The sequence below is a fragment of the Pseudomonas sp. GW822-FHT04H02 genome (assembly GCF_058800645.1).
Window position 1 is genome coordinate 675,234 of sequence record NZ_JBXAMM010000003.1, and the last position, 23,538, is coordinate 698,771.

Sequence of the window (23,538 nt, forward strand, 5' to 3'; positions counted from 1 at the left end):
AAAGCCTCAGCAATGCCTCTTCGTTCAAGGATTCCGTTCATGGCCGGTGAAACCTCCCTCGCAACCCTGCTGCGCAGCATGAGCCCGCAGCTCAATGACGGCGAGTACGTGTTCTGCTCCCTCCCCGACCGCAGCCTGCTGCAGGACTGCGAAGTGCTGGGCAGTTTTCGCGAGCGCGAAGGCCTGACCGTGATTCTCGCGCGCCAGCAGGCCGAGCGCCTGGGCCTGGGCTTTGACTATGTAGCCGCCTGGATCACCCTCAACGTGCATTCGGCGCTCGAAGCCGTGGGCCTGACCGCTGCCTTCGCCGGGGCCCTGGGCAATGCCGGGATCAGTTGCAACGTGATCGCCGGCTACTACCACGACCACCTGTTTGTCGGCCAGGCGGATGCCGGGCGGGCCATGCAGGTATTGCAACAACTGGCCGCCGGCGAGGAGCAATAACCATGTGGCAAAGCTATGTGAATGGCCTGTTGGTGGCCTTCGGCCTGATCATGGCCATCGGTACTCAGAACGCTTTCGTCCTGGCCCAGAGCCTGCGCCGCGAGCACCACCTGCCGGTGGCGGCGCTTTGCGTCACCTGTGATGCGTTGCTTGTGGCGGCCGGCGTGTTCGGCCTGGCCACCGTGCTCACCCAGAGCCCGATGCTGCTGGCGGTGGCACGCTGGGGCGGCGCGGCATTCCTGATCTGGTATGGCGCCCAGGCATTGCGCCGTGCCTGCTCGAAACAGAGCCTGCAACAGGGCGAAGGACAGACCGTGCGTTCGCTGCGGGCGGTGATGCTCAGCGCCCTGGCGGTGACCCTGCTCAACCCCCACGTGTACCTGGACACGGTGCTGCTGATCGGCTCGCTGGGGGCCCAGCAGACCGAACCGGGCGCCTATGTGGTGGGGGCCGCGAGCGCTTCGCTGCTGTGGTTCTTCACCCTGGCGCTGGGCGCCGCCTGGCTGGCTCCGTGGCTGGCGCGCCCGAGCACCTGGAGGATACTCGACCTGCTGGTGGCGGTGATGATGTTCAGCGTCGCCCTGCAGTTGATCAGCGCCGCGTGACTTATTCCAAAAGGCTCTGGAACCTCTATCCCACACAGTTGTTGCGTGGTTAAGCCGCACCCCCGGTGCTATGATCCGAACCCTGCGCCGCAAAGAGTACAAACTCCCCGGCGCTTGTCTGGCCGCCCGTGATCGGCCTTGCGCTCACCGCAACTGACCTGATTAGGAGAATCATCATGGCTTTCGAATTGCCGCCGCTGCCCTATGCACACGACGCTCTGCAGCCGCACATTTCCAAGGAAACCCTGGAATACCACCACGACAAGCACCACAACACCTACGTCGTGAACCTGAACAACCTGGTGCCAGGCACCGAGTTCGAAGGCAAGACTCTGGAAGAGATCGTCAAAACCTCTTCGGGCGGCATCTTCAACAACGCAGCCCAGGTCTGGAACCACACTTTCTACTGGAACTGCCTGGCGCCAAACGCCGGCGGCCAACCTACCGGCGCCCTGGCTGAAGCCATCAACGCTGCGTTCGGTTCGTTCGACAAGTTCAAAGAAGAATTCACCAAGACTTCGGTTGGCACCTTCGGTTCCGGCTGGGGCTGGCTGGTGAAAAAGGCTGACGGTTCCCTGGCCCTGGCCAGCACCATCGGCGCCGGCAACCCGCTGACCAGCGGCGACACCCCGCTGCTGACCTGCGACGTCTGGGAACACGCCTACTACATCGACTACCGCAACGTTCGCCCAAAATACGTCGAAGCGTTCTGGAACCTGGTCAACTGGAAATTCGTGGCTGAGCAGTTCGAAGGCAAGAACTTCGTCGCTTAAGTCCGTTTGCAGTGTAAAAAACCCGGCCTGGCCGGGTTTTTTTTGCCTGTGGCAAAGCCGGGATCTTGTCCCGCCCACCTGAAGCGCTAAGATTCATGGCAGGTAAAAAACAACGCCGCCCCTCAAGTTGCAAGGCGTCGCTACCGACACACTATCCACAGCACGAGCAATCCTGATTCTGATCACCCGGGCCTGGCCCGCAGACATCCTGTTCTCGGCACTAATGTCACTTTGACGGCCATCACGGGATTGCCAATACTCATGGCAACTTGACGCTACACGCACGGAACAAGGAATAGCCCTTTGAAGCTGGAACTCAAAAACAGCTTGTCGGTGAAGTTGCTCCGGGTTGTGCTGCTGTCGGCACTCATAGTGGGCGTGGTCCTGAGCTGCGCCCAGATCGTCTTCGATGCCTACAAGACTCGGCAGGCGGTAGCTAGCGATGCCCAGCGCATTCTCGACATGTTTCGCGACCCATCGACACAGGCGGTCTACAGCCTGGACCGGGAAATGGGCATGCAAGTCATTGAAGGCCTGTTCCAGGATGACGCTGTGCGCATGGCCTCCATTGGCCACCCGAACGAGACCATGCTCGCGGAGAAATCCCGCGACCTGCAGAAATCCTCCAGCCGCTGGCTGACCGACCTGATCCTCGGTCAGGAACGCACCTTCACTACGCAATTGGTGGGCCGTGGCCCCTACAGCGAATATTACGGCGACCTGAGCATCACCCTCGACACCGCCACTTATGGCCAGGGCTTCATCGTCAGCTCGGTGATCATCTTCATTTCCGGAGTCCTGCGGGCCCTGGCCATGGGCCTGGTGCTGTACCTGGTCTATCACTGGCTGCTGACCAAGCCGCTGTCGCGAATCATCGAGCACCTGACCACCATCAACCCCGACCGCCCCAGCGAACACCAGTTGCCCCTGCTCAAGGGCCACGAGAAGAACGAGCTGGGGATCTGGATCAATACCGCCAACCAGTTGCTGGCCTCCATCGAGCGCAACACCCACTTGCGTCACGAGGCGGAAAACAGCCTGTTGCGCATGGCCCAGTACGACTTCCTCACCGGCTTGCCAAACCGCCAGCAGTTGCAACAGCAACTGGACAAGATCCTGGTGGACGCCGGGCGCCTGCAACGCCGGGTGGCGGTGCTCTGTGTCGGCCTGGATGATTTCAAGGGCATCAACGAACAGTTCAGCTACCAGACCGGCGACCAGCTGTTGCTGGCACTGGCCGACCGCCTGCGCGGCCACAGCGGCCGGCTTGGCGCCCTGGCGCGCCTGGGGGGCGATCAGTTCGCCCTGGTCCAGGCCGATATCGAACAGCCTTACGAAGCTGCGGAACTGGCCCAGAGCATCCTCGATGACCTGGAGGCCACCTTCGCCCTGGATCACCAGGAAATCCGCCTGCGTGCCACCATCGGTATCACCCTGTTCCCGGAAGACGGCGACAGCACGGAAAAGCTCCTGCAAAAAGCCGAACAGACCATGACCCTGGCCAAGACCCGGTCACGCAATCGGTATCAGTTCTATATCGCCAGCGTCGACAGCGAGATGCGTCGCCGCCGCGAGCTGGAAAAAGACCTGCGCGAGGCCCTGGCCCGGGATCAGTTCTTCCTCGTCTACCAACCGCAGATCAGCTATCGCGACCACCGTGTGGTGGGCGTCGAAGCGCTGATCCGCTGGCAGCACCCCGAGCATGGCCTGGTGCCGCCAGACCTGTTCATCCCCCTCGCGGAACAGAACGGCACCATCATCGCCATAGGCGAATGGGTGCTGGACCAGGCCTGCCGCCAACTGCGGGAATGGCACGACATGGGCTTCAGCGACCTGCGCATGGCGGTCAACCTGTCCACCGTGCAACTGCACCACGCCGAGTTGCCACGGGTGGTCAACAATCTGTTGCAGATCTACCGCCTGCCGCCCCGCAGCCTGGAGCTGGAAGTCACCGAAACCGGCCTGATGGAAGACATCAGCACCGCCGCCCAGCACCTGCTGAGCCTGCGTCGCTCCGGCGCCCTGATTGCCATCGACGACTTCGGCACTGGCTACTCGTCCCTGAGCTACCTCAAGAGCCTGCCCCTGGACAAGATCAAGATCGACAAGAGCTTCGTCCAGGACCTGCTGGATGACGACGACGATGCCACCATCGTGCGCGCGATCATCCAGCTGGGTAAGAGCCTGGGCATGCAGGTGATCGCCGAGGGCGTGGAAACTGCCGAGCAGGAGGCCTACATCATCTCCGAAGGCTGCCACGAAGGTCAGGGCTACCACTACAGCAAACCCCTGCCCGCCCGGGAGCTGGGGGCCTACCTGAAACAGGCCCAGCGCAGCAATGCGGCAATCCTCTGAGCCAGGCACGGCGCTGGCGAACCTGACCCAGCGCAATCCCCTGTTGAATAAGAAATATTTCCAGGCACAACCCTTTACACATAATGCAAATCTTTCGCATTATGTCGCAGCTTTTGCGCGCCCCCGCGCCGTCCACTCCCCTCTCGAAGCAGGATGTTCGCCATGATTCGTATGCCTCTGGCTACCGCCAGTCTGTTGGCCATCGCAATTTCCCTCGCCGGCTGCGGCGAAGGTAAAGACGACAAGGCTGCCGCCCAAGCGCCGACCCCGGCCACCAGCACTGCCACCCCAGCGGCCGATGCAGCCGGCAAGGTCGACGAAGCGGCTGCCAAGGCCGTGGTCGCGCATTACGCCGACATGGTCTTCGCCGTGTACAGCGACTCCGAATCCACCGCGAAAACCCTGCAGACCGCCATCGATGCCTTCCTCGCCAAGCCCAACGACGACACCCTGAAAGCCGCCAAGGCTGCCTGGGTCGCCGCTCGTGTGCCTTACCTGCAGAGCGAAGTGTTCCGCTTCGGCAACACCATCATCGATGACTGGGAAGGTCAGGTGAACGCCTGGCCCCTGGACGAAGGCCTGATCGACTACGTCGACAAGAGCTACGAGCACGCACTGGGCAACCCGGGTGCCACCGCCAACATCATCGCCAACACCGAGATCCAGGTCGGCGAAGACAAGGTCGACGTAAAAGACATCACCCCGGAAAAACTCGCCAGCCTGAACGAGCTGGGCGGTGCCGAGGCCAACGTCGCCACCGGCTACCACGCCATCGAATTCCTGCTCTGGGGCCAGGACCTCAACGGCACCGGCCCTGGCGCCGGCGCCCGCCCTGCTTCGGACTACCTGGAAGGTGCCGGTGCCACTGGCGGCCACAACGACCGTCGTCGTGCCTACCTGAAGGCCGTGACCCAACTGCTGGTCAACGACCTGGAAGAAATGGTCGGCAACTGGAAGCCGGACGTGGCCGACAACTACCGCGCCACCCTGGAAGCCGAGCCGGCCGAGACCGGCCTGCGCAAGATGCTGTTCGGCATGGGCAGCCTGTCCCTGGGTGAACTGGCCGGCGAGCGGATGAAGGTTTCCCTGGAAGCCAACTCCCCTGAAGACGAGCAGGACTGCTTCAGCGACAACACCCACAACTCGCACTTCTACGACGCCAAGGGCATCCGCAACGTCTACCTGGGCGAGTACACCCGTACCGACGGCACCAAGATGAGCGGCGCCAGCCTGTCGTCCCTGGTGGCCAAGGCCGACCCGGCCGCCGACGCGGCCCTGAAAGCCGACCTGGCGGCCACCGAAGCCAAGATCCAGGTCATGGTCGACCACGCCAACAAGGGCGAGCACTACGACCAGCTGATTGCGGCGGGCAACGAGTCCGGCAACCAGATCGTGCGTGACGCCATCGCCGCCCTGGTCAAGCAGACCGGCTCGATCGAGCAGGCCGCCGGCAAGCTGGGCATCAGCGACCTGAACCCGGACAACGCCGATCACGAATTCTGATCCGCATTGCGCCAGGCAGAAAGGCGACCCTCGGGTCGCCTTTTTTGTGCCCGCCGCAGCCGTTTGCACAGCCTGCAACATCGTTGCCTGCGCCCCGTCCAGCTTGTCCTGGGTCAAACCAAACGATAATTCCTCTTATTCAATCCAGGCCGCCCTGTTAGACTTTGCGCCCTTGTTTTGCTCGTCTTGCAGGATGTCCGATGCCCTCGTTGCCGCTTCGCTGGTCCGCTCTGTTCATGGCCCTGAGCCTGAGTGCCTGCGATGACGCGCCGCGCTTTACCCAGGCCGAACCTGGAGAAGCCCGGGCGGGCGGCGCGACCACGGTCAACAAGAGCGATCGCAATGCCTTCTCCCTGCCGTCGGCCAACCTGCCACCCACCCGACGCCTGGACTTCAGCGTCGGCAACAGTTTCTTCCGCAGCCCCTGGGTCATCGCCCCCTCCACCACCACCGCCCGCGACGGCCTCGGCCCGTTGTTCAACACCAACGCCTGCCAGAACTGCCACATCAAGGACGGGCGCGGCCATCCCCCGGCGCCGGATGCGCTGAACGCGGTGTCAATGCTGGTGCGCCTGTCGATCCCCGACGATCCGGCCTTTGCCAGGCTCATCGAACAGGCAGGTATCGTTCCGGAGCCGGTGTACGGCGGCCAGTTGCAGGACATGGCCATTCCCGGGGTCGCTCCCGAAGGCCGGGTACGGGTGGACTACGATCCCCTGCCGGTACGCTTCCAGGACGGCACCCAAGTGGAGCTGCGCAAACCCAAGCTGCAGATCACCGACCTGGGCTACGGGCCTATGCACCCGGACACGCGTTTTTCCGCCCGGGTGGCGCCACCGATGATCGGCCTGGGGCTGCTGGAAGCCATTCCCGAAGAGGCGATCCTGGCCAATGCCAGGCCGGCGAATAAAAACGCCATCGCCGGCCGGCCCAACTGGGTCTGGGATGACGCCCTGCAAAAGACCGTACTCGGGCGTTTTGGCTGGAAAGCCGGGCAACCCAACCTCAATCAACAAAATGTTCACGCGTTTTCTGGTGATATGGGCCTGACCACCCGCCTGAGACCCTTCGATGACTGCACCGACGCGCAAACCGCCTGCAAGCAGGCCCCCAATGGCAACGGCCCGGATGGCGAGCCGGAGGTCAGCGACAACATCCTGCGCCTGGTGCTCTTCTATACCCGCAACCTGGCGGTGCCGGCACGTCGCGATGTCGACTCGCCCCAGGTCCTGGCCGGCAAGAACCTGTTCTTCCAGGCCGGCTGCCAGTCCTGCCATACCCCAAGTTTCACCACCGCAGCCAACGCCGCCGAACCCGAGCTGGCCAACCAGGTGATACGCCCCTACAGCGACCTGCTGCTGCATGACATGGGCGAAGGCCTGGCGGACCACCGCACGGAGTTCAAGGCCAGTGGCCGCGACTGGCGCACCGCGCCGCTGTGGGGCATCGGCCTTACCGAAACCGTCAGCGGCCACACCCAGTTCCTGCATGACGGCCGCGCCCGCAACCTGATGGAGGCGGTGCTCTGGCATGGCGGCGAAGCCGAAGGCGCGAAACAACAGGTCTTGACCTTCAATGCCCAGCAGCGCGCCGCGTTGCTGGCATTCCTGAATTCTCTATAACGCTCGACTCACACGTTTTCTCCACAATAAAGGGAGCCCGAACATGTTCCGCCCCAAACTGCTGTTCACCAGCCTTGCCGCACTCGCCCTGGGCGCCTGCTCGCCCCAGGACCCACAAGCCGTGACCTCGGCGGCCATCGCCAAGCAGGTCATCCTGCCGACCTACAGTCGCTGGGTCGACGCCGACCGCCAGCTGGCCATCAGTGCCCTGGCCTTCTGTGAAGGCAAGGAAAGCCTGGACACCGCCCGGGCCGACTTCCTCCATGCGCAAAAAGCCTGGGCCGAGCTCCAGCCGTTGCTGATCGGCCCACTGGCCGAGGGCAACCGCTCCTGGCAGGTCCAGTTCTGGCCGGACAAGAAGAACCTGGTGGGCCGTCAGGTGGAGCAACTGGTCACCGCCAACCCGCAGATCGATGCCGCCGCCCTGGCCAAGTCCAGCGTCGTGGTGCAGGGGCTGTCGGCCTACGAATACATCCTCTTCGACAGCAAGATCGACATGGCCGACAGCGCGCAGAAAGCCCGCTACTGCCCGCTGCTGACTGCCATTGGTGAGCGCCAGAAACAACTGGCCGAAGAAATCCTGTCGAGCTGGAACACCAACGACGGCATGCTCGCGCAGATGAGCAAGTTCCCCAACCAGCGGTACGCCGATTCCCACGAGGCCATCGCCGACCTGCTGCGGGTCCAGGTCACGGCTCTGGATACCCTGAAGAAGAAGCTCGGCACGCCGATGGGCCGCCAGACCAAGGGCATCCCGCAGCCGTTCCAGGCCGATGCCTGGCGCAGCCAGTCGTCCCTGCAGGGCCTGGAAGCCAGCCTCAGCGCTGCCCAGACAGTCTGGGCCGGGGTCGACAACAAGGGCCTGCGCGGCCTGTTGCCTGCCGATCAGAAGCCTCTGGCCGACAAGATCGACGCCGCCTACGCCGCCTCGCTGAAACTCTTCGCCAGCACCCAGCGCTCGCTGACCGAAATGCTCAGTGACGACGCTGGCCGCCAGCAACTCAACGACCTGTATGACAGCCTCAACGTGGTCCACCGCCTGCATGAAGGCGAATTGGCCAAGGCGCTGGGGATCCAACTGGGCTTCAACGCCAACGACGGTGACTGATGATGCTGCGACGTCAGGCTTTGGCACTGGGCAGCCTGCTGCTCAGTGCGGTGACCTTGGGCGGCTGGACGCTGTTCAAGCAAAAGGGCAAGCAGCCCTTGCTGCTTTCGGCCAGGGACGATGGTGACGGCAAGCATTACGCCGTCGGTTATCAACTGGACGGTAAACAGGTGTTTGCCACCCAGGTCGGCCAACGTTGCCATGACATCATCAACCACCCGCAACTGCCCATCGCCCTGTTCGTGGCGCGGCGCCCGGGCACCGAAAGCTACCTGATCGACCTGCGCAACGGCGCGCTCCTGCAGACCCTGACCGCGCAACCGGACCGGCATTTCTACGGACATGCGGTGATCCACAAGAGCGGCGAATGGCTGTACGCCACCGAGAACGATACCCGGGACCCGGGCCGGGGCCTGCTGGGTGTCTACCGCTTCGAGGGTGAGCGCCTGGTGCACAGCGGCGAGCTGTCCACCCATGGCATCGGCCCCCACCAGGTGTCATGGATGCCCGACGGGGAAACCCTGGTGGTGGCCAACGGCGGTATCCGTACCGAAGCCGAAAGCCGGGTGGAGATGAACCTTGACGCCATGGAACCGAGCCTGGTCCTGATGCAGCGCGATGGCACGCTGCTGAGCAAGGAAACCCTGGCCCAGCAGATGAACAGCGTGCGCCACATGGGCATTGCCGGCGACGGCACCATAGTCACCGGCCAGCAGTTCATGGGCGCCGCCCACGAATCCTCGGAACTGTTGGCGATCAAGCGTCCCGGCCAGCCTTTCGCCCCCTTCCCGGTAGCCCAGGAACAATTGCAGGCCATGGGGCACTACACCGCCAGCGTGGCAGTGCACAGCGACCTGCGGCTGGTGGCCCTGACCGCTCCCCGGGGCAACCGCTTCTTTATCTGGGACCTGGACAGCGGTGCCGTGCGGGTCGACGCCCCGCTGCCCGATTGCGCCGGTGTCGGAGCGGTAGCCGATGGCTTCGTGGTGACCTCGGGACAAGGTCGCTGCCGTTTCTACGACTGCCGCCAGACGCAGATCGTGGCCAAGCCCCTGGACCTTCCAGCGGGCCTGTGGGACAACCACCTGCATCTGATCTGATCATTTCCGGGCAAACAAAAGGCCTCGCATTGCGAGGCCTTTTTCTAGGGGCTGAACAAGCTTCAACTCTGGGGTTTCAATCCTTGAGCCATGCCGAACATGAACAGCAACAGATCATGATCGGGCTTGACCGCCACAGAGGCTTTGGCCACCCGCGGCAACGGGCAATGGGCGTCTCCCTGGGCGCTCAGGACCTGCGTGCGCGGCTGCTCCCAGGCAGCTACGGCCAAAGAAGCGACTGCCAAGGCTCCTGCCAGGAACAAACCTCGTGCAATTTCTAGCTTCATCGCTATAAACCTTTGATGGGGCTGCCAAACACCGTCTTGTAAAAGTAGTAGAGCTTTTGCCAGTCCGCGTCATTCCACGACGAATGGCGACGCAGTTGCTTGAGGTCATGGGCTGCGGCCCGGCGGCTGCTCAAGCGCTGGCGGCATTTCTCGAAATCCAGCAATGCGACTCGCACCTGAGCCTGCTCGCCCTCGCCGTCCACCCGTACGAAAACGTGCTTGGCGTACAGGCAACCATGTTGCCAGCGCCCCTTGTGCATGCGCGCCAGGGTCGCAGCCACTGCCTGCAACAAACGATCATGAAAGGCTTCACCATGGCGCTCGCGCCCACCGGCGGCATACCAGTTGTCGACCTCCATGAAGCCCTCCAGCGCTGCGGTGACCAGCAACGCCTGCCATTGTCGCTCCGGGCCACGCCGGGCCCCGCAGAACACCAGTTCCGGGACCTCTACGTCCAGCAGGCGCAGGCCTTGCAGAGCCTCGCGCTCACGCAGGACCGTCGGTCGCCCGAAAGGGTGCAACCAACTGCGATGAATGTGCCCGATCTGCCGCTTGGCATAGAGCAGGCCGCCGCTACTGCTTTGAATGCGTTGGACGCCGCTCTCGCCGCCTCGACGCTGATTGGGTTCCTCGACCCATTCACCTTGTTTGTTCCAGAAGTATTCGAAGCAATCTGTGGGCGCGGCATCCAGTTCCGAAGCACATTCAACAGCCATCCTCTTACCTCTTGCGTAATACGTAGACCCGCCACATGGCGTAGAGCGGAAAGAAGTCCAGGTGCTCCTGGACACGAAAGCCGGCTTGCCTGAATTCTTCTTCGACCGTGGCCGCCGGTAACACAAAACGATTCTGGTAACCCTCCTGCCCAACTTCAGCCTGGCGCTTGCGCTCCATGCGCTTGCGTTTCCAGGCCTTGAAGTTGCCATCGACCCACAACGAGATGATCACGCTGTCACGGCTGACCCGCTGAAACTCCCGTAGCAGCGCCATGCGGTGCTCCGCTTGGCCTATGTGGTGCAATAAACGCATGGAGAAAATGCAGTCCACGGCGTTGTCTGGCAAATCAATGGCAAACGCAGAGGTCTGCAAGGGCCGTACCCGTTTTACCACGTCTGCCGGTTGGGCCACCGTGGCGGTACTCAGCATAGCCGCTGAATTGTCAGCGCCAATGATCACTCGATTGGTTTTTTCTGCCAGCAGCGGCCAGAAACGACCGGCACCGCAGGGCAGGTCCAGTACCAGCCCGGGCTCTCCCGCCAGGGCCAGCGCAGTACGGGCCAATTGTTCGTCACGCTTGTGGGACAACTGCCGCGCCAGACCATCCTGGTGCTTGAGCAGGTATTCCTGGGCGTGTTGGGCATCGTATTTTTCGGAAAATTCCAGCTTGATCGGCGTAGCCATCATCAAAGTCTCCTGCAACTGATGGCGCCACCTTAAGCAGCGACGTGTCAGCGACAGGTCATCCCTTTGTGAAAACTTCGTACCGTCCAACGAGGAAATATTTCAGGGTTTTACAGGCTGAGGACAGTGGCCTGGGGCCACTTAAGAGGAAAAAACGACAAGTGACCGGCCCCGTAAAACAGGGCCGGGAAAGAACAATCAGGCCTTGGCCGAGTTCAGCTGAACGAAAAAACGACAGCCATTGGGCGTCATGGTAGTGAGGCTGACAGTCCAGCCCTGGTTCTCGCAGATCCGCTGCACCAGGGACAGCCCCAGCCCCAGGCCTTCCCCACGCTTTTCATCGCCCCGCACAAACGGCTGGAACATTGCCTCGCGCTTCTCCTCGGGAATGCCCACGCCGCTGTCCTCCACCACGAATCCATCGGGCACCAGGCTCAGGCGGATGAAACCCTGTTCGGTGTAGTGCAAGGCGTTGCGCAGCAGGTTGCCCATCACCGCATGCAGGAAGGTGGCGTTGTAGCGATTGTCACCTGGGGTTCCGGGCTCGAAGATCAGCTCGAGCCCCTTGGCCTCGATGGCTTCGCGCCAGATACCGGTCAAGTCACTGGCCGCCTGGCTCAGGCTCAGCTGCGGCGACATGCTGGCATCTTCACGCTGGGCTCGGGCCAGCATCAGGAACGTCTGCACCAGCTCGCGCATCTCGTCGCAAGCACGAGCGATGCGTTCGACCTGGGCTCGCCCACGGGGGTCCAGCCGTGGATTCTCCAGCAGCAGCTCGCAGGAAGTGGCCAGAACCATCAATGGCGTGCGCAGTTCGTGACTGACGTCGCTGGTGAACAGCCGCTCGCGGCTCAAGGCCTGGCGCAAGCGGCCCAGGGTTGCATCGAAGGCAATGGCCAGCTCTCCTACCTCATCTGCCGCGTAGTCCGGCGCCAGGGGCGGAGCCAGGCCCAGCAGTTGATCCCGGTGGCGCACCTGCCGGGCAAGACGCACTACCGGCGCCATCACCCGGCGAGCCAGGATCCAGCCGAGAAACACCGCCAGCGCCAGGCTCAGGACAAAACCTACCAGCACCACGGCGAACAGCACCCGCTCGCGCTCTTCGAAATCGCTCTGGTCCTGCAGCAGCACATAGCGCCGACCGTCCACCACCTCGACCATGGCGTGATAGGACAACTCCTCGCGGAACACCTCGTGGAAACCCGGATCCAGATGGCGCAAATCCTTGGGCAGCTCGAAGTCGCCGCGCCCGCCACTGTAGTAGAACAACTGGTCGGGCTCGGGACGGTGGCTCCAGTCGCCGACGTTATCCATCAGCAACAGGCGTTGCAGGTCACCGCCCAGGCCTGCGGAGATGAGCTTCTCCTCCACCAGGTGCACCGTCGCCACGATACCCATGGCGAACGCCCCCGCCACCAGTGCGCTCATCAACGCAAAGGCGATGATGATGCGCTGGGCAAGGCTCTGCTTAAACTCCATCTCGGCCCTCGGCCAGGCGGTACCCGACACCGTGCACGGTGTGCAGCAGCGGCTTGGCGAACGGCTTGTCGATCACCTGGCGCAATTGGTGAACGTGGCTGCGCAGGCTGTCGCTGTCCGGGCAATCGTCGCCCCACAGGGCTTCTTCGAGGATCTCCCGACGCAGCACATGGGGGCTTTTCTGCATCAGCACCGCCAGCAGCTTGAGGCCCACGGGGTTGAGCTTGAGCAAGCGGCCTTCGCGGGTGACCTCCAGGGTATCGAGGTCGTAGCTCAGGTCGCCAACCTGCAGCGACCGACGGCCACCACCCTGGGAACGGCGCATCACCGCCTCGATACGCGCCGCCAGTTCCGAGAGAGCGAAGGGTTTGAGCAGGTAGTCATCCGCCCCGGACTTGAAGCCCTGAAGGCGGTCGTCGAGCTGGTCGCGGGCGGTGAGCATGATCACCGGAGTATCACGCCGGGCGTCTTCGCGCAGGCGCTTGCACAGGGTATAGCCATCGATTCCCGGCAGCATGATATCGAGCACGATCAGGTCGTAATGCTCAGTGGCCGCCAGGTGCAACCCGGACAGGCCATCCTGGGCGCAATCCACGGTATAGCCCTTGAGCCCCAGGTAGTCAGCCAGGTTGGCGAGAATATCGCGGTTGTCTTCAACCAGTAGAATTCGCATCGGCACTCTCTCCGTACAGGGTTACGGCCATCTTGGCTCGCGCAGCTTAAGGCCAAGACCGGCTCGCCGCCAGCCTTGTCGGCCGGTGCCTGGCAGAGTTTTCCCGAGCCTGGGGGCTTAACAATATTTTCACCAGCGGTTCACAAGCTGACTACAGGGACAACCCCAGACTGCGGGCCATTTGCCCCCAAGGAACACCCTCTGATGGATCTTCTCAAGACAGCTCCGGCGCGTTTCGTGCTGCTGCTGACCAGCACCTGGCTGGCGATTTTCCTGCTGACCCGCGGCATTTTGCTGCTCACCCACCTCGACGAAGCCGGTAGCGGCTGGCTGCCGCTGTTTGGCGTCGGCCTGCTCTACGACCTGGGTTTCCTGGCCTATGCCGCCCTGCCCCTGGGCCTGTACCTGGTGCTCTGCCCACCCGCCCTGTGGCGTCGACGCGGCCACCGCTGGCTGTTGCAGGGCCTGTTCAGCCTGAGCCTGTTCGCCATGCTGTTCACGGCCGTGGCGGAGTGGCTGTTCTGGGATGAATTCGGCGTGCGCTTCAACTTCATCGCCGTCGATTACCTGGTGTACTCCGACGAGGTTCTCAACAACATTCTCGAGTCCTACCCGATCGGCCTGTACATGAGCCTGCTGGCCCTGGCGGCAATCGCCCTGAGCCTGGCCCTGCGCAAGCCCCTGAAGGCTGCGCTGGATGCGCCCTTGCCGCCTCTGCGTGGCCGCCTGCTCAGTGCCCTCGGCCTGCTGCTGGTGGCCGGCGCCAGCCTGCAACTGCTCAGCCAGGACAGCCCGCGCAGCCAGGGCGGCAACGCCTATCAGAACGAACTGGCGAGCAACGGCCCCTATCAGTTCTTTGCCGCCTTTCGCAACAACGAACTGGACTACCAGCAGTTCTATCGCAGCCTGCCCGCCGATGTGGTGGCCCGCCAGATGCGCGCCGAACTGAATGAACCCAATGCCCGCTTCATCGGCAAGGACCCGCTGGATATCCGGCGCGCCATCGACAACCCGGGGGCTCCACGCACCCCCAACATCGTCCTGGTGACCATAGAGAGCTTCAGCGCCAAATACATGGGCAGCAACGGCGACGACCGCAACCTGACCCCGAACCTGGATGCGTTGCGCGCACAGAGCCTGTACTTCAACAACTTCTACGCCACCGGCACCCGCACCGACCGCGGCCTGGAAGCCATCACCCTGGCGATTCCCCCCACCCCGGGGCGCTCCATCGTCAAGCGCATCGGTCGTGAAAGTGGTTTCGCCAGCCTTGGCCAGCAACTGCGGGCCGTGGGTTACGACAGTGTGTTTGTCTATGGCGGCCGAGGTTACTTCGACAACATGAATGCCTTCTTCAGCGGCAACGGCTACCGCGTGGTGGACCAGAGCAGCGTCGAGGAATCCGAGATCCACTTCAAGAACGCCTGGGGCATGGCCGACGAAGACCTTTACACCCAGACCCTGAAGCTGGCGGACGCCGACTACGCACAGCAGCGGCCCTTCCTGTTGCAACTGATGACCACCTCCAACCATCGCCCTTACACCTATCCCGATGGCCGGATCGACATCAAGTCCGGCAAGGGCCGGGACGGCGCGGTCAAATACACCGACTACGCCATTGGCGAGTTCCTCAAGGCAGCCCGCCAGAAGCCCTGGTTCGACAACACCATTTTCGTGTTTGTCGCCGACCACACCGCAGGCAGCGCGGGCAAGGAAGACCTGCCCATCAGCAACTATCAGATTCCGTTGTTCATCTATGCGCCCAAGTTGATTCCGGCGCGGGAAAATGCACAGCTGGCCAGCCAGATCGACCTGGCGCCAACCCTGCTGGGCCTGTTGAACCTGGACTACGAGTCGACCTTCTTCGGACGCAACCTGCTGCAGGACAACCCCCTGCCTCCCCGGGTGCTGGTGGGCAACTATCAGCACCTGGGCCTGTTCGACGGCCAGGACCTGGCGATTCTCAGCCCGCGCCAGGGGTTGCGCCGGCATGACCAGGCCCTGGGCGCCAGCCAGGAATCCCGGGTAGCGGACAGCGATCCGTTGATCCAGCGCGGCATCAGCTACTACCAGAGCGCCAGTTATGGCTTCAAGCAGCAATTGCTGGGCTGGAAGGCGCCCAAGGCAGCGGCGGATGAACTGAGCCAGCGCTGAAGTCGTTCGCGGGCAAGCCCGCTCCTACAGAAGTGGGGCAGGCTTGCCCGCGAAGATCCAGGCGCCCCCCATATCCGGGGCATAAAAAAGCCCCGCCGGCTTTCACCGGCGGGGCTTTTTCAGTACAGGGGTAAGGCTGGCTTACATCATGCCGCCCATGCCACCCATGCCGCCCATGTCTGGCATGCCGCCAGCTGCAGGCTTGTCTTCCACGATTTCAGCAACAGCGGCTTCGGTGGTCAGGATCAGACCGCCGATGGACGAAGCTGCTTGCAGCGCGGAACGGGTTACCTTGGTTGGATCCAGGATGCCCATTTCGATCATGTCGCCGTATTCGCTGGTAGCAGCGTTGTAGCCGAAGTTGCCGGCACCCTGCTTGACCTTGTCCACGACAACGCTTGGCTCGTCACCGGAGTTGGCAACGATCTGGCGCAGTGGAGCTTCGATAGCGCGACGCAGTACAGCGATACCCACGTCCTGGTCGGCGTTGTCGCCTTTCAGGTCGTTGATGCCTTGCAGAGCACGGATCAGGGCTACGCCGCCGCCAGGTACCACGCCTTCTTCAACGGCTGCACGGGTAGCGTGCAGGGCGTCTTCAACGCGGGCTTTCTTCTCTTTCATTTCAACTTCGGAACCAGCGCCAACCTTGATCACTGCAACGCCGCCGGACAGCTTGGCCAGACGCTCTTGCAGTTTTTCACGGTCGTAGTCGGACGAAGTGTCGGCGACTTGTTGACGGATCTGAGTCACACGAGCCTGGATGTCCGCTTCAACGCCAGCACCGTCGATGATGGTGGTGTTTTCTTTGGACAGGATCACGCGCTTGGCGTTACCCAGGTGCTCCAGGGTGGTGCTTTCCAGGCTCAGGCCGATCTCTTCGGAGATGACGGTACCGCCGGTCAGAACGGCGATGTCCTGCAGCATGGCCTTGCGACGGTCGCCGAAGCCAGGTGCCTTGACGGCAGCGACTTTGACGATGCCGCGCATGTTGTTCACAACCAGAGTCGCCAGGGCTTCGCCTTCAACGTCTTCAGCCACGATCAGCAGTGGGCGGCCGGCTTTGGCAACGGCTTCCAGCACTGGCAGCATTTCGCGGATGTTGGAGATCTTCTTGTCCACCAGCAGGATCAGCGGGCCGTCGAGTTCGGCGACCATGGTGTCCGGCTTGTTGATGAAGTAAGGGGACAGGTAGCCGCGGTCGAATTGCATGCCTTCTACGACAGACAGTTCGTTTTCCAGGCCCGAGCCTTCTTCAACGGTGATCACGCCTTCTTTACCGACTTTTTCCATGGCTTCGGCAATGATGTCGCCGATGGAGTTGTCGGAGTTGGCGGAGATGGTGCCGACCTGAGCGATGGCTTTGGAGTCAGCGCATGGCTTGGACAGACCCTTCAGTTCTTTGACGATGGCGATGGTCGCCTTGTCGATACCGCGTTTCAGGTCCATCGGGTTCATGCCGGCAGCGACGGCTTTCAGGCCTTCGTTGACGATCGACTGAGCCAGAACGGTAGCGGTGGTGGTGCCGTCGCCAGCGTCATCGTTGGCACGGGAGGCAACGTCTTTGACCAGCTGCGCGCCCATGTTTTCGAAGCGATCTTTCAGCTCGATTTCTTTGGCAACGGAAACGCCGTCCTTGGTGATGGTCGGAGCGCCGAAGCTCTTCTCGATGATCACGTTACGGCCTTTCGGGCCCAGGGTCGCTTTTACTGCGTCAGCCAGAACGTTGACACCAGTGAGCATTTTCTTGCGGGCGGAATCGCCGAATTTAACTTCTTTAGCAGCCATGATCGATATTCCTTAAATACTGTGTAGTAGCGGGAAAATACGCGGGAAATCAGCCTTCGATAACAGCGAGAATCTCGTTCTCGGCCATTACCAGCAGATCTTCGCCATCGACTTTCACGGTGTTGCTGCCGGAGTACGGGCCAAACACCACTTTGTCACCCACTTTCACGGCCAGCGCACGTACTTCACCGTTGTCCAGCACACGGCCGGTACCTACAGCGACGATTTCGCCACGGTTAGGTTTTTCAGCAGCCGAACCAGGCAGAACGATACCGCCGGCAGTTTTCGATTCTTCTTCGCTGCGACGGATGACGACGCGGTCATGCAGAGGACGAAGCTTCATTGTCGATCTCTCCTAATTGTGGTTTTCAACGGCCGGTGTCGATACCGGCGGGTTAGCAAATCCGGCTTTGCCGGGTGCGGCTCGACAAGCGAGCCGCGGAAGTCTGTCTGGTGTCAGCACCAGAAACCTTGCGGTGACCGTTACATAAGGGCGCATAAGGTTATTACAAGGGCTGGCCGATGAAATTTTTTACATCGCTGGCGCCAAAACGAACACGGCACCCGAAGGTGCCGTGAGACGTGAGCTTCTGACTCAGGAGTCGCGGTGCTCGAATTCGCCTTCGATCACGTTGGGCTCGCGGCCCAGCGGCTGCTGGGGCGCAGGGCCGCCACGGGCGGCACGCATGTCGTCGGCAAAGGCGCGCTGGCGCAGGGCCTGCTCCTCGGCACGCTGGCGCATTTTATTGGCCAGCAGGCGACGGCTGATCGGCAACAGCATCAGCAGGCCGAACACATCGCTGATGAAACCCGGCAGGATCAGCAAACCACCACCCAGGGCCAGCATCAGGCCCTCGAGCATTTGCTGGGCCGGCAGCTCACCACGATTAAGGCTTTCACGGGCACGCAGTGCCGTGGCCAGACCGGCCACGCGCAACACCAGCACACCGAGCATCGAACCGAGAATGATCAGCAGCAGCGCCGGGAAAAACCCGATGGCCGCGCTGACCTTGACGAAGACGAACAGCTCGAGCACCGGGAAAAGTAAAAAGAGCAACAGAAAAGGGCGCATCAAATGGTTTCCTCTGCGGAAGAATGCCTTCCAGTAGACCGTAAATGACGTCGCCAATTCGTGAATTCAAGCACCTAGGGGCGGATTTTTCGGCCATTGATCAGCTCGGGCCAGGAAAACCAGGGCCTCGCGTACTTGTGTCGGCGTATTGCAAGGCGCCTGGAAGGGCAGCCAATACAACGCCTGGCCGATGCGCAGGTGCATGCCTTCGGTATCGATCCCGGCCATCTGCGCAGGCGCGTTGTCCGGCAACCCGGTCAACTGGACATAGTGGGCAATGGCCTTGGCATGGTCGCTGTTCATGTGTTCCACCATGCTCAGTTCGGCCTTTCCGGCGAAGGGGTTGGCCAGGGTCAGTTGGTCGACCCAGTGGATCGCCCCGAAGCCGCCGATGTAGCGGTGGCGTACCGGCTTGAGCACCCAGAAATCGAAGTCATGGGCCTTGTGGTAGTTCTGTGACTCGGGAAAGTAACGGTAGTAACGCTCGGCTGCGGCTTCGATGGCGGCCTCATCCTCGAGCTTCTCAGCCTCGGCCAGGTAGGTCAGGCGACCGACTGCCTGCACGTCATCGGCATCGCGCTCACCCACCAGCAGCGAGCACTTGGGATCCTTCTGCAGGTTGTGGGTGTGCTGGGCGATACGGCTGATCAGGATCAGCGGCCGGCCCTCGGCGTCCAGGCAATAGGGCACCACGGACCCGAAGGGAAATCCCGGCATGGCCTTGGAATGAGTGGACAGCACCCCGCGATATTCCTTGAGCAGCAGTTCTCGTGCATTCTTGGCAGCTTCAACGCTCACTTTATGACTCCTTATGTAGAATCCGTCGAAAACGGACGGGCGCCTGGAGCATTGTTCCAGCTACGCCAACAGGGCAATTCTCATCTGCAGCCAGGCCAGGTCCGGCCGCCGAACGAGGGTTCCCGAAAAGGACTCCCCTCAAGACCAGCTAGCGGGACATGCGAATGCAACTCACTGACAAAGTAATCATTATCACCGGCGGTTGCCAAGGTCTGGGCCGCTCCATGGCCGAGTATTTCGCAGCCAGGGGCGCGCGGCTGGCATTGGTCGATCTGAACCAGGAAAAGCTCGACCAGGCTGTCGCGGCGTGCAAGACCCACGGCGTCGAAGCCCGTGCCTATCTGTGCAACGTCGCCGATGAAGAGCAGGTGAACCACATGGTGGCCCAGGTCGCCGAGGACTTTGGCGCCATCCACGGCCTGATCAACAACGCCGGGATCCTGCGCGACGGCCTGCTGGTCAAGGTCAAGGACGGCCAGATGACCAAGATGAGCCTGGCCCAGTGGCAGGCGGTGATCGACGTCAACCTGACCGGGGTCTTCCTCTGTACCCGGGAAGTGGCGGCGAAGATGATCGAGCTCGGAAACAACGGCGCGATCATCAACATTTCTTCGATCTCCCGCGCCGGCAATATCGGCCAGACCAACTATTCCGCGGCCAAGGCCGGGGTCGCGGCAGCCACGGTCACCTGGGCCAAGGAGCTCGCGCGTTACGGTATCCGCGTGGCGGGCATTGCCCCGGGCTTTATCGAAACCGAGATGACCCTGGGCATGAAACCCGAGGCCCTGGAAAAGATGACCGCCGGTATTCCCCTCAAGCGCATGGGCAAGCCGGAAGAGATCGCCCACTCGGCGGCCTATATCTTCGAGAACGACTACTACACCGGGCGCATCCTGGAAATGGACGGCGGCCTGCGGGTCTGATCCTGCCGTCGCAACGGGAGGAGCCGGCTTGCCGGCGAAAGCGATCTTGAGGACGCCTTCGCCGGCAAGCCGGCTCCTACATGACTCACCCGCCTGGGGCTTCAGTCGTCGCTGATGGTGATGTTGGGCATCGCCGGGGCGGCCGCTTCTTGCAAGACAATGCGCGCGCCCACATGCCGCGCCAACTCCTGGTAGACCATGGCGATCTGGCTTTCCGGCTCGGCGATCACCGTCGGCTTGCCGCCGTCGGCCTGCTCGCGGATCAGCATCGACAGCGGTAGCGAGGCCAGCAGCTCGACGTCGTACTGGCTGGCCAGCTTCTCGCCGCCGCCTTCGCCAAACAGGTGCTCGGCATGGCCGCAGTTGGAGCAGATGTGCACCGCCATGTTCTCCACCACGCCCAGCACCGGGATGTTGACCTTGCGGAACATCTCCACGCCCTTGCGCGCATCCAGCAGAGCCAGGTCCTGGGGCGTGGTGACGATCACCGCACCGGCCACCGGGACTTTCTGCGCCAGGGTCAGCTGGATGTCGCCGGTGCCTGGCGGCATGTCGATCACCAGGTAGTCCAGGTTGCCCCAGTCGGTCTGGGTCACCAGTTGCAGCAAGGCCCCGGAGACCATAGGACCGCGCCAGACCATCGGCGTGTTGTCATCGGTGAGGAAGGCCATGGACATGACCTCCACGCCGTAGGACTCGATCGGCACGAACCACTTCTGGTCCTTGATCTTCGGACGGGTGCCTTCGGCGATGCCGAACATGATGCCCTGGCTCGGACCATAGATATCGGCGTCGAGAATCCCCACCTTGGCGCCTTCGCGGGCCAGGGCCAGGGCCAGGTTGGCCGCGGTGGTGGACTTGCCCACACCGCCCTTGCCGGAAGCCACCGCCACCACGTTCTTGACGTTGGCCAGGCCCGGGATCTGCGCCTGGGCCTTGTGCGCGGCAATGACGCTGCTGATCTCGACCTTGGCCGAGCTCACGCCGTCCAGGCCCTCGATGGCCAGTTGCAGCATCTGCGCCCAGCCACTCTTGAACAGGCCGGCGGCATAACCCAGTTCCATGCGGACCGTGACCCGGTCGCCCTGGACCTCGATGTCCCGCACGCAGCCGGCGCTGACCGGGTCCTGGTTCAGGTAAGGGTCGGTGTATTGACGAAGGACGGCTTCCACCGCTGCGCGATTGACGGCGCTCATGGGCAACTCCGATAACAAGACAGGAAAATCAGCCGGCTATCCTACGCCGCCGACTCCTTCGTGGCGAGAAAGCTTGCTGCGCACAATGTGCCTGGAAGGGTGAAAATTCCGCTCCGGCGCTTTATAGTGGCCGACCTCCGTTTCATCAAGTAGCCGAGCCCCATGTCCGAGCCACGCAAGATCCTCGTCACCAGCGCCCTGCCCTATGCCAATGGTTCCATCCACCTTGGCCACATGCTTGAGTACATCCAGACCGACATGTGGGTGCGCTTCCAGAAGCTACGCGGCAACCAATGCATCTATGTCTGCGCGGACGACGCACACGGCTCGGCCATCATGTTGCGCGCGGAGAAGGAAGGCATCACCCCGGAGCAGTTGATCGCCAACGTGCAGGCTGAACACTGCGCCGACTTTGCCGAGTTCCTGGTGGATTTCGACAACTTCCACTCCACTCACGCTGAAGAAAACCGTGAGCTGTCGAGCCAGATCTACCTCAAGCTGCGGGACGCCGGGCACATCGCCACGCGCTCCATCACCCAGTATTTCGACCCGGAAAAGAAAATGTTCCTGGCCGACCGCTTCATCAAGGGCACCTGCCCGAAATGCGGCACCGAGGACCAGTACGGCGACAACTGCGAAAAATGCGGTGCCACCTATGCCCCGACCGACCTGAAGGATCCTAAGTCGGCGATCTCCGGCGCCACTCCGGTGCTCAAGGACTCCCAGCACTTCTTCTTCAAGCTGCCGGACTTCCAGCAGATGCTGCAGAGCTGGACCCGCAGCGGCACCCTGCAGGACGCCGTGGCCAACAAGATCGCCGAGTGGCTGGACGCCGGCCTGCAGCAGTGGGACATCTCCCGCGATGCACCGTACTTCGGCTTCGAGATCCCGGATGAGCCGGGCAAGTACTTCTATGTGTGGCTGGACGCGCCGATCGGCTACATGGCCAGCTTCAAGAACCTCTGCAGCCGTCGTCCGGAACTGGATTTCGACGCCTTCTGGGGCAAGGACTCCACCGCCGAGCTGTATCACTTCATCGGCAAGGACATCGTCAACTTCCACGCCCTGTTCTGGCCCGCCATGCTCGAAGGCGCCGGCTATCGCAAGCCGACCGGCATCAACGTCCACGGCTACCTGACGGTCAATGGCCAGAAGATGTCCAAGTCCCGTGGCACCTTCATCAAGGCCCGCACCTACCTGGAGCACCTATCGCCGGAATACCTGCGCTACTACTACGCGTCCAAGCTGGGCCGTGGTGTCGACGACCTGGACCTGAACCTCGAAGACTTCGTGCAGAAGGTCAACTCCGACCTGGTGGGCAAGGTGGTGAACATCGCCAGCCGTTGCGCCGGCTTCATCCACAAGGGCAATGCCGGGGTGATGGTGGACAGCAATGCCGCCCCCGAGCTGACCGAGGCTTTCCTGGCCGCGGCGCCAAGCATCGCCGACGCCTATGAAGCCCGTGACTTCGCCCGTGCCATGCGCGAGATCATGGGCCTGGCCGACCGCGCCAACGCCTGGATCGCCGACAAGGCTCCATGGTCGCTGAACAAGCAGGAAGGCAAGCAGGATGAAGTCCAGGCCATCTGCGCCACTGGCATCAACCTGTTCCGCCAGTTGGTGATCTTCCTCAAACCGGTGCTGCCACTGCTGGCTGCCGATGCCGAGGCCTTCCTCAACGTGGCCCCGCTGACCTGGAACGACCACCAGCAACTGCTGGCCAACCATCAGCTCAACGAATTCAAGCCGCTGATGACGCGGATCGACCCGGTAAAAGTGCAAGCCATGACCGATGCCTCCAAGGAAGACCTGGCCGCCAGCCAGACCGACACCGGTGGCCCTAAAGGCAACGGTGAACTGGTGAAGGACCCGCTGTCCGCGGAAATCGACTTCGATACCTTTGCCGCCATCGACCTGCGTGTCGCCCTGATCGTCAAGGCCGAAGCCGTGGAAGGTGCCGACAAGCTGCTGCGCCTGACCCTGGATATCGGCGACGAACAGCGCAACGTGTTCTCCGGCATCAAGAGCGCCTACCCTGATCCGTCCAAGCTCGATGGCCGCCTGACCATGATGATCGCCAACCTCAAGCCACGGAAAATGAAGTTCGGCATCTCCGAAGGCATGGTGATGGCTGCCGGCCCTGGCGGTGAAGAAATCTACCTGCTGAGCCCGGACAGCGGCGCCAAGCCCGGCCAGCGGATCAAGTAAGGCTGCAGGCTGGACCCCATCCCCCCGTTGCGCCCGGCGCAGCGGGGGGATT

21 protein-coding genes are annotated in these 23,538 nt (G+C 62.3%); 11 read left to right on the forward strand and 10 right to left on the reverse strand.

The window, feature by feature from the left end:
* The first annotated feature begins 39 nt into the window (after nt 1-39).
* From AC1RMG_RS15500 to AC1RMG_RS15535, 8 genes are all read left to right on the forward strand, one after another.
* On the forward strand, nt 40-444 hold the full coding sequence (locus AC1RMG_RS15500) for an ACT domain-containing protein (protein WP_125062114.1): 405 nt from the start codon (nt 40-42) through the stop codon (nt 442-444).
* A 2-nt stretch (nt 445-446) separates the two neighbouring features.
* Nucleotides 447-1,049, forward strand: coding sequence for a LysE/ArgO family amino acid transporter (locus AC1RMG_RS15505; protein ID WP_011063079.1), 603 nt, complete (start codon nt 447-449; stop codon nt 1,047-1,049).
* A 176-nt stretch (nt 1,050-1,225) separates the two neighbouring features.
* On the forward strand, nt 1,226-1,822 hold the full coding sequence (locus AC1RMG_RS15510) for a superoxide dismutase (protein ID WP_011063080.1): 597 nt from the start codon (nt 1,226-1,228) through the stop codon (nt 1,820-1,822).
* Nucleotides 1,823-2,125: 303 nt separating this feature from the next.
* Nucleotides 2,126-4,177, forward strand: a complete 2,052-nt coding sequence (locus AC1RMG_RS15515; protein WP_011063081.1) for a putative bifunctional diguanylate cyclase/phosphodiesterase — start codon at nt 2,126-2,128, stop codon at nt 4,175-4,177.
* A gap of 162 nt (nt 4,178-4,339) precedes the next feature.
* The gene (locus AC1RMG_RS15520; RefSeq protein ID WP_011063082.1) at nt 4,340-5,680 is read left to right on the forward strand and encodes an imelysin family protein; all 1,341 of its coding nucleotides are present in this window, start codon (nt 4,340-4,342) and stop codon (nt 5,678-5,680) included.
* 200 nt (nt 5,681-5,880) lie between these two features.
* Entirely contained in the window at nt 5,881-7,302 is a 1,422-nt protein-coding gene (locus AC1RMG_RS15525; protein ID WP_011063083.1) for a di-heme oxidoreductase family protein, read from the forward strand.
* A 43-nt stretch (nt 7,303-7,345) separates the two neighbouring features.
* The gene (locus tag AC1RMG_RS15530; protein ID WP_011063084.1) at nt 7,346-8,410 is read left to right on the forward strand and encodes an imelysin family protein; all 1,065 of its coding nucleotides are present in this window, start codon (nt 7,346-7,348) and stop codon (nt 8,408-8,410) included.
* A 2-nt stretch (nt 8,411-8,412) separates the two neighbouring features.
* Nucleotides 8,413-9,510: a DUF1513 domain-containing protein gene (locus AC1RMG_RS15535; RefSeq protein ID WP_015636803.1), complete on the forward strand. Its 1,098-nt coding sequence runs from the start codon at nt 8,413-8,415 to the stop codon at nt 9,508-9,510.
* A 62-nt stretch (nt 9,511-9,572) separates the two neighbouring features.
* On the opposite strand, the gene AC1RMG_RS15540 is transcribed toward AC1RMG_RS15535, so the two are convergent.
* From AC1RMG_RS15540 to colR, 5 genes are all read right to left on the reverse strand, one after another.
* The gene (locus AC1RMG_RS15540) at nt 9,573-9,797 is read right to left on the reverse strand and encodes a hypothetical protein (RefSeq protein WP_041119677.1); all 225 of its coding nucleotides are present in this window, start codon (nt 9,795-9,797) and stop codon (nt 9,573-9,575) included.
* Nucleotides 9,798-9,799: 2 nt separating this feature from the next.
* Nucleotides 9,800-10,513 (reverse strand): lipopolysaccharide kinase InaA family protein, encoded by a 714-nt coding sequence (locus AC1RMG_RS15545; protein WP_011063087.1) that lies wholly within the window; start codon nt 10,511-10,513, stop codon nt 9,800-9,802.
* Nucleotides 10,514-10,517: 4 nt separating this feature from the next.
* A complete protein-coding gene (locus AC1RMG_RS15550) occupies nt 10,518-11,198 on the reverse strand; it encodes a class I SAM-dependent methyltransferase (RefSeq protein ID WP_011063088.1) in 681 nt (226 codons plus the stop codon).
* Nucleotides 11,199-11,396: 198 nt separating this feature from the next.
* The gene (locus tag AC1RMG_RS15555) at nt 11,397-12,677 is read right to left on the reverse strand and encodes a sensor histidine kinase (RefSeq protein WP_011063089.1); all 1,281 of its coding nucleotides are present in this window, start codon (nt 12,675-12,677) and stop codon (nt 11,397-11,399) included.
* Nucleotides 12,667-13,350, reverse strand: coding sequence for a two-component system response regulator ColR (gene colR, locus AC1RMG_RS15560; RefSeq protein WP_011063090.1), 684 nt, complete (start codon nt 13,348-13,350; stop codon nt 12,667-12,669). The genes AC1RMG_RS15555 and colR overlap by 11 nt, the downstream gene beginning before the upstream one ends.
* Before the next feature lie 204 nt (nt 13,351-13,554).
* On the opposite strand from colR, the gene AC1RMG_RS15565 reads away from it, so the two are divergent.
* The gene (locus tag AC1RMG_RS15565) at nt 13,555-15,504 is read left to right on the forward strand and encodes an LTA synthase family protein (protein WP_493169576.1); all 1,950 of its coding nucleotides are present in this window, start codon (nt 13,555-13,557) and stop codon (nt 15,502-15,504) included.
* Nucleotides 15,505-15,645: 141 nt separating this feature from the next.
* On the opposite strand, the gene groL is transcribed toward AC1RMG_RS15565, so the two are convergent.
* The 4 genes from groL to AC1RMG_RS15585 all read right to left on the reverse strand — a co-directional run bounded on the left by groL (nt 15,646) and on the right by AC1RMG_RS15585 (nt 19,159).
* Nucleotides 15,646-17,289: a chaperonin GroEL gene (gene groL, locus AC1RMG_RS15570; protein ID WP_011063092.1), complete on the reverse strand. Its 1,644-nt coding sequence runs from the start codon at nt 17,287-17,289 to the stop codon at nt 15,646-15,648.
* 49 nt (nt 17,290-17,338) lie between these two features.
* Complete coding sequence (locus AC1RMG_RS15575; RefSeq protein WP_011063093.1) at nt 17,339-17,632, reverse strand: co-chaperone GroES; 294 nt, start codon at nt 17,630-17,632, stop codon at nt 17,339-17,341.
* A 252-nt stretch (nt 17,633-17,884) separates the two neighbouring features.
* Complete coding sequence (locus AC1RMG_RS15580) at nt 17,885-18,361, reverse strand: FxsA family protein (RefSeq protein WP_011063094.1); 477 nt, start codon at nt 18,359-18,361, stop codon at nt 17,885-17,887.
* Nucleotides 18,362-18,427: 66 nt separating this feature from the next.
* Nucleotides 18,428-19,159: a HugZ family pyridoxamine 5'-phosphate oxidase gene (locus tag AC1RMG_RS15585; RefSeq protein WP_015636806.1), complete on the reverse strand. Its 732-nt coding sequence runs from the start codon at nt 19,157-19,159 to the stop codon at nt 18,428-18,430.
* Nucleotides 19,160-19,323: 164 nt separating this feature from the next.
* Between AC1RMG_RS15585 and AC1RMG_RS15590 the strand changes: the two genes are divergently transcribed.
* A complete protein-coding gene (locus AC1RMG_RS15590) occupies nt 19,324-20,082 on the forward strand; it encodes an SDR family oxidoreductase (RefSeq protein WP_011063096.1) in 759 nt (252 codons plus the stop codon).
* 101 nt (nt 20,083-20,183) lie between these two features.
* Here AC1RMG_RS15590 and apbC read toward each other — a convergent pair whose 3' ends face one another.
* Nucleotides 20,184-21,278 carry an iron-sulfur cluster carrier protein ApbC gene (gene apbC / locus AC1RMG_RS15595; RefSeq protein WP_493169578.1) on the reverse strand — a complete coding sequence of 365 codons (1,095 nt, stop codon included), beginning with the start codon at nt 21,276-21,278 and terminating at the stop codon, nt 20,184-20,186.
* Between the two features lie 162 nt (nt 21,279-21,440).
* On the opposite strand from apbC, the gene metG reads away from it, so the two are divergent.
* Nucleotides 21,441-23,486 (forward strand): methionine--tRNA ligase, encoded by a 2,046-nt coding sequence (metG, locus tag AC1RMG_RS15600; protein WP_047337668.1) that lies wholly within the window; start codon nt 21,441-21,443, stop codon nt 23,484-23,486.
* Nucleotides 23,487-23,538 lie beyond the last annotated feature (52 nt).

Excerpts from the sequence above, each read along its gene's own strand:
- AC1RMG_RS15580 (WP_011063094.1), bottom strand. The coding sequence starts at position 18,361 with ATGCGCCCTTTTCTGTTGCTCTTTTTACTTTTCCCGGTGCTCGAGCTG.
- AC1RMG_RS15505 (WP_011063079.1), top strand. The coding sequence starts at position 447 with ATGTGGCAAAGCTATGTGAATGGCCTGTTGGTGGCCTTCGGCCTGATC.
- AC1RMG_RS15550 (WP_011063088.1), bottom strand. The coding sequence starts at position 11,198 with ATGGCTACGCCGATCAAGCTGGAATTTTCCGAAAAATACGATGCCCAA.
- AC1RMG_RS15545 (WP_011063087.1), bottom strand. The coding sequence starts at position 10,513 with ATGGCTGTTGAATGTGCTTCGGAACTGGATGCCGCGCCCACAGATTGC.
- AC1RMG_RS15535 (WP_015636803.1), top strand. The coding sequence starts at position 8,413 with ATGCTGCGACGTCAGGCTTTGGCACTGGGCAGCCTGCTGCTCAGTGCG.
- AC1RMG_RS15590 (WP_011063096.1), top strand. The coding sequence starts at position 19,324 with ATGCAACTCACTGACAAAGTAATCATTATCACCGGCGGTTGCCAAGGT.
- apbC (WP_493169578.1), bottom strand. The coding sequence starts at position 21,278 with ATGAGCGCCGTCAATCGCGCAGCGGTGGAAGCCGTCCTTCGTCAATAC.
- AC1RMG_RS15510 (WP_011063080.1), top strand. The coding sequence starts at position 1,226 with ATGGCTTTCGAATTGCCGCCGCTGCCCTATGCACACGACGCTCTGCAG.
- AC1RMG_RS15530 (WP_011063084.1), top strand. The coding sequence starts at position 7,346 with ATGTTCCGCCCCAAACTGCTGTTCACCAGCCTTGCCGCACTCGCCCTG.
- groL (WP_011063092.1), bottom strand. The coding sequence starts at position 17,289 with ATGGCTGCTAAAGAAGTTAAATTCGGCGATTCCGCCCGCAAGAAAATG.
- metG (WP_047337668.1), top strand. The coding sequence starts at position 21,441 with ATGTCCGAGCCACGCAAGATCCTCGTCACCAGCGCCCTGCCCTATGCC.
- AC1RMG_RS15555 (WP_011063089.1), bottom strand. The coding sequence starts at position 12,677 with ATGGAGTTTAAGCAGAGCCTTGCCCAGCGCATCATCATCGCCTTTGCG.
- AC1RMG_RS15500 (WP_125062114.1), top strand. The coding sequence starts at position 40 with ATGGCCGGTGAAACCTCCCTCGCAACCCTGCTGCGCAGCATGAGCCCG.
- AC1RMG_RS15525 (WP_011063083.1), top strand. The coding sequence starts at position 5,881 with ATGCCCTCGTTGCCGCTTCGCTGGTCCGCTCTGTTCATGGCCCTGAGC.
- AC1RMG_RS15540 (WP_041119677.1), bottom strand. The coding sequence starts at position 9,797 with ATGAAGCTAGAAATTGCACGAGGTTTGTTCCTGGCAGGAGCCTTGGCA.
- AC1RMG_RS15565 (WP_493169576.1), top strand. The coding sequence starts at position 13,555 with ATGGATCTTCTCAAGACAGCTCCGGCGCGTTTCGTGCTGCTGCTGACC.
- AC1RMG_RS15575 (WP_011063093.1), bottom strand. The coding sequence starts at position 17,632 with ATGAAGCTTCGTCCTCTGCATGACCGCGTCGTCATCCGTCGCAGCGAA.
- AC1RMG_RS15520 (WP_011063082.1), top strand. The coding sequence starts at position 4,340 with ATGATTCGTATGCCTCTGGCTACCGCCAGTCTGTTGGCCATCGCAATT.
- colR (WP_011063090.1), bottom strand. The coding sequence starts at position 13,350 with ATGCGAATTCTACTGGTTGAAGACAACCGCGATATTCTCGCCAACCTG.